At 67.5% G+C, this 581-nt stretch carries 1 protein-coding gene; it reads left to right on the top strand.

The features are described from left to right. A partial coding sequence (locus ACK6AU_RS32030) for a polyketide synthase (RefSeq protein WP_409303782.1) occupies positions 1-581 on the top strand: 581 nt, incomplete at both ends.

Here is a 581-nt window from a genome sequence, read left to right as displayed (position 1 = left end):
CGGCTGGATGACATCGACTGTTTCGATCCGTTGTTCTTCAACATCTCGCCGGCGGAGGCGGAATGGATCGACCCTCAGCAGCGCCTGTTCCTGGAGGAGGGCTACAAGGCCTTCGAGGACGCGGGGTATCCGCCGCAGAAGTTGAGCGATGCCCGTTGCGGGGTGTACCTGGGCATCATGGGCCCCAGTGAATACGGCTGGCTGGCCCAACAGCAACGCGGCGCGGCGGAGATCACCGGCAGGAGCGAGGCGATAGCCGCCGCGCGCCTGGCCTACTTCCTCAATCTCAAGGGGCCGGCGCTGCTGGTGGACACCGCTTGCTCGTCGTCCCTGGTGGCCACGCACCTGGCCTGCCAGGCGCTGCGCGGCGGCGAAGTGGATGTGGCCCTGGTGGGCGGCGCCACCCTGTATCTGTCGCCCGAGATGTACATGAGCATGTGCAAGGCCGGCATGCTCTCGCCCACGGGCAAATGCCGGACCCTGGACAACGCCGCCGATGGCATCGTGCCCGGCGAGGGCGTCGGCGCCCTGGTACTCAAGCGCCTGGCCGATGCCGAGCGCGATGGCGATCGTATCCACGG

The sequence above is a fragment of the Pseudomonas sp. KCJK8993 genome (assembly GCF_046230915.1).
Taxonomy (GTDB): Bacteria; Pseudomonadota; Gammaproteobacteria; order Pseudomonadales; family Pseudomonadaceae; genus Aquipseudomonas; species Aquipseudomonas piscis.
Note: the sequence above shows the minus strand (reverse complement) of the source record. Positions and strands in the feature narration are given on the sequence as shown.